General features: G+C 64.4%; 5 protein-coding genes. 2 read left to right on the plus strand and 3 right to left on the minus strand.

Features of this window, described 5'->3' with window-relative positions; translation table 11 throughout:
* Positions 1-18: 18 nt before the first annotated feature.
* Positions 19-822, minus strand: coding sequence for an inositol monophosphatase family protein (locus QOC89_RS10955; protein WP_323045029.1), 804 nt, complete (start codon positions 820-822; stop codon positions 19-21).
* Positions 823-1,186: 364 nt separating this feature from the next.
* Between QOC89_RS10955 and QOC89_RS10960 the strand changes: the two genes are divergently transcribed.
* Positions 1,187-2,023 (plus strand): RNA methyltransferase, encoded by an 837-nt coding sequence (locus tag QOC89_RS10960; RefSeq protein WP_323045030.1) that lies wholly within the window; start codon positions 1,187-1,189, stop codon positions 2,021-2,023.
* Positions 2,024-2,213: 190 nt separating this feature from the next.
* The gene (gene cysE / locus QOC89_RS10965; protein WP_323045031.1) at positions 2,214-3,056 is read left to right on the plus strand and encodes a serine O-acetyltransferase; all 843 of its coding nucleotides are present in this window, start codon (positions 2,214-2,216) and stop codon (positions 3,054-3,056) included.
* Positions 3,057-3,109: 53 nt separating this feature from the next.
* Here cysE and QOC89_RS10970 read toward each other — a convergent pair whose 3' ends face one another.
* Together QOC89_RS10970 and QOC89_RS10975 are read right to left on the minus strand one after the other, a co-directional pair.
* A complete protein-coding gene (locus tag QOC89_RS10970) occupies positions 3,110-3,907 on the minus strand; it encodes a UDP-2,3-diacylglucosamine diphosphatase (RefSeq protein WP_323045032.1) in 798 nt (265 codons plus the stop codon).
* Between the two features lie 46 nt (positions 3,908-3,953).
* On the minus strand, positions 3,954-4,319 hold a 366-nt coding region (locus QOC89_RS10975; protein WP_323045033.1), incomplete at its 5' end, for a peptidylprolyl isomerase.

Below are 4,319 nucleotides of genomic sequence, written 5' to 3' on the forward strand. Positions count from 1 at the left end.
GCCCTCAGTCCCAATCCCTTAAGCCGCTTGCTGGCGCGTACGGCTGTAGCGCGAGAGGATCGGGATCATCTGCGCGTAGACCTTCGCATTGCCCGCGACGATTTCACCCACGTGCAAGAAGTCCGAATCCCCCGTGTAATTGCCAACCAGACCGCCGGCCTCGGTGATCAGCAGGCTCCCCGCGGCGACGTCCCACGGATTCAGCCCTTGCTCGAAGAAACCGTCCATACGGCCCGCGGCGACGTTGGCCAGATCGAGCGCGGCAGCGCCCGGGCGACGCAGACCGGCGCAGGCTTGGGTCATTTCAGCGAACTGGCGGCCGTACGCTTCGAGGCCGTCGGTTTCGCGGAACGGGAAACCGGTGCCGATCAGGCCGTCGGCGAGGCGGTCGCGCTTGGCGACACGGATACGGCGGTCGTTCAGATACGCGCCGCGGCCGCGCGACGCGGTGAACAGGTCGTTGCGGGTCGGATCGTAGACCACGGCCTGCGTCACGGTGCCCTTGTGGGCCAGCGCGATCGACACGCAGTAGTACGGAAAACCGTGGATGAAATTGGTGGTGCCGTCGAGCGGATCGATGATCCACTGATATTCGGACTCGTTGTCCGACTTGCCGGATTCTTCGGCGAGGATGGCGTGATCGGGATAGGCGGTCTTGAGCGTATCGATGATTGCCGCTTCAGACGCTTTGTCGACCTCCGTGACGAAATCGTTGTGCTGTTTCTTGCTGACCTGAAGGAGATCGAGGTCGAGCGACGCGCGGTTGATGATCTGGGCTGCACGGCGCGCGGCCTTCACAGCGATATTGAGCATGGGATGCATGAGACTGGATCCTTGTGCCGGGGCAGCACGGCTGCTTACCGGAAAATGAGCGCGGGATGGCGCTAACTGGGCGCCACCAAGGGGCGCGAAAACAGCACGGAACGCACGTCCGATCAAAGACTGGTGCGCATTCCGCCGACGGAGACGAATTGAATAAGAACGAGGCGCCGGACTGTTCACAGGCGAAAGCCCAGGCGCGAGTATTGGTATTTTACCTGAGTCCGGGCGCCGCGACACCCATGGCCGCGCGGCAGGCGGGATGACGGGGCGAGCGGGGCGCGCTGCCTGCGGTCATCACGCGTAATTCGGAGCCGGCGCGGGGTTGGCGCTACCATACGCGTTCTTTAGCTTGCCGAATTCCATCGTGGACCACACCCACCATTCTTCCGATCCCGCCGTGGCGGACCTGCGCGGCGGTTTTACGTCGACGCGCTTCGTGCTCGTCGAGCCCAGCCATCCCGGCAATGTCGGCGCCGCGGCGCGCGCGCTGAAAACCATGGGTTTCTCGCGCCTCGTGCTGGTGTCGCCCCGTATGCCGCACGTCCAGAGCGATCCGGAAGCGATCGCCATGTCGAGCGGCGCGGACGACGTGCTGGCGTCCGCGCACGTCGTGCCGACGCTTGCCGATGCGTTGAGCGGGGTCCATTGGTCGATCGCGTTGACCGCGCGGCTGCGCGAATACGGGCCGCCGCAATGGACGCCGCGCGCCGCGGCCGGTGTCGCACGTGAGCAGGCCGTGCATGGCGAGATCGCGCTGGTGTTCGGCAACGAGCGCACGGGTTTGTCGAACGAGGACGTCGAGCGTTGCAGCGCGCTCGCGCATATTCCGGCCAATCCGGCCTACAGTTCGCTCAATCTTGCCCAGGCCGTCCAGGTGTTGGCGTATGAGCTGCGCACGGCGTATCTGTCGGATGGCGAGGCGACGCACGCCGCATCGGCAACAGCCCAGGCGAGCACGGGGCAGAGCGAGCCGGTCGGCGCGCGGGCGGCGAGCGACGAGATCGAGAGCATGTATGCGCATCTGGAAAGCGCGCTGGTTGCGCTCGAGTTTCTCGATCCGGCCAATCCAAAAAAGCTGATGTCGCGCTTGCGGCGCCTGTTCGCGCGTTCCGGTCTGGAGCGCGAAGAAGTCAATATCGTGCGCGGCATCGCCAAGCATATTCTGCTGAAGACCAAGCCGCCTGCCGGCGGCGGTTCTTAAGGGCTGAGCGCCTCACCAACGACTTCGCGACGTCCCTGCCGGCAGCGTGGGCTTCCGGCAGGTTTCGCGCAATCGCCCTACAATCGCTCGAAACGTTCTAAGCAAAGCTGCCGATCTGCTATGCGGCAAGCATCCGCCGTGCGTGGTGTTTCACGCCCACGGTCTTTTCCCCCACCACACAGTCCCTGCCATGTTCACGAGACTTCGCGAAGACATTGCCACGATCCGCGAGCGCGATCCCGCCGCCCGCAGCGCCTGGGAAGTCCTCACGTGTTATCCGGGTCTGCACGCGCTCGTGCTGCACCGGCTCGCGCACGCATGCTGGCGGGGTAAACGCCGCTGGCTCGCGCGTTTCATCTCGCAGATGGCGCGCTTCATGACCGGCATCGAAATCCATCCGGGCGCGACGGTGGGCCGCCGCGTATTCATCGACCACGGCATGGGCGTCGTGATTGGCGAAACGGCGCAAATCGGCGACGACTGCACGATCTACCAGGGCGTGACGCTCGGCGGCACGTCGCTCACGCGCGGCGCGAAACGGCACCCCACGCTTGAACGCGGGGTGATTGTCGGGGCGGGAGCGAAGGTGCTCGGCGGCTTTACGATCGGCGCGGACGCGAAGATCGGCTCGAATGCGGTGGTCACGAAGCCGGTGCCGGCACGTGGGACGGCGGTGGGTAATCCGGCACGGATCATCGTGCCGGCGGCCGCCGTGGCCTCAGCCACTGCGGCCACGGCCGCGCCGAATGCCACCCCCGGCGGTGCCGCGCGCGATGCCAAACGCGCGACACAAACCAGCACGTTCTGCGCATACGGCATCACGCCGAATGCGGACGATCCGGTCTCGCTGGCAATTCATGGCCTGATCGATCACGCCGCCACGCAGTCGAGGCGTATCGATGAAATCGTCGACGCATTGGAGCGGCTGGGCACCAGCCTCGAAGGACTGCAAGGCGCTGACGCGGCGCTGCTCGATCTGCGGCGCCTGTCGGCCGCGATTGCAGGGAAGGTGGAAGGGGCGGCGGAGCATTGATGCCATGCGCCGCGAAAACGTTGCGATGAAGCGGTAAGGCGAGCGTCAGCTGATCAATCCAGCGGCAACGCCCGAATCCCTTCGGCATCGATCCGCAGATAACCGCCGCGCCGCTTGCCGTGGTCGAGATCCCAATCCGCCAGCACCCAGCGCGTGCCGCCTGGCTCACGATGCCGGGCCGGGCGATGCGTGTGCCCGTGGATGATCGTGGCCGTTTTCGACGTCTTGAATAGTGCGGCGACGCCCTTTGGCGTCACGTCATACTTCGGCGAAACGGGACGCGAGCGGCCTTCGTCGCTTTTCGATCGCATGTTTTCGGCCAGCGCCTGACGCCAGCGAAACGGCCACGCGAGAAACAGCATCTGTGCGAAACGGCTGCGCGCAAAGCGCCGGAAAATCTGATAGCCGCGATCCGCGGTGCAAAGGCCGTCGCCATGCGCGAGCACCACACGCGTGCCGAATGCGGTGATCACGAACGGATCGGGCAACCAGATCGCACCGGCCGCTTTCATGAAGCGCTTGCCGAGCAGAAAATCGCGATTGCCGTGCATGATGTAGAGCGCGATGCCGCGCTCCGACAACGTATGCAGCAACGCCGCCATCCGCGCCACAAACGGCTCGGCGAGCATGTCGTCGCCGATCCAGTACTCGAATAGATCGCCGAGAATAAAAACCGAATCCGCCTGCTCAGCCGTGACGCGAATGAAGTGCTCGAACGCGGCGACCGTGCGCGAGATCGCCTCGCTCAGATGAATATCGGAGAGGAAAAAAAACGGGCGTGCGGCGTGCGGGCGTTTGCCCTCGCCAGGCACGCCCGCGGCGACGCTTCGCAGCGGCGTTTCTTGCAGCATTGAAGGTGCCTGTGTTCCGGTTCTTCTAGTGTAGGCGCTTCGGCAATCAGTCGACGATCACGGCTTTTTCGATCACGACGTCGTCGACCGGCACGTCCTGATGAAAGCCCTTCGAACCCGTCTTGACCTTCTTGATCTTCTCGACGATGTCCATGCCTTCGACCACCTTGCCGAACACCGTATAGCCCCAGCCTTGCGGCGTGGGCGACGAGTGGTTCAGGAAGTCGTTGTCGTTCACGTTGATGAAGAATTGCGCCGTGGCCGAGTGCGGGTCGTTCGTGCGAGCCATCGCGACCGAGCCGTTCTCGTTCTTCAGACCGTTGTTCGCTTCGTTGTTGATCGGCTCGGCCGTCGGCTTCTGCTTCATGCCGGGTTCGAAGCCGCCGCCCTGAATCATGAAGCCGTCGATCAC

The organism is Paraburkholderia sp. (assembly GCF_034668105.1).
Lineage (GTDB): Bacteria > Pseudomonadota > Gammaproteobacteria > Burkholderiales > Burkholderiaceae > Paraburkholderia.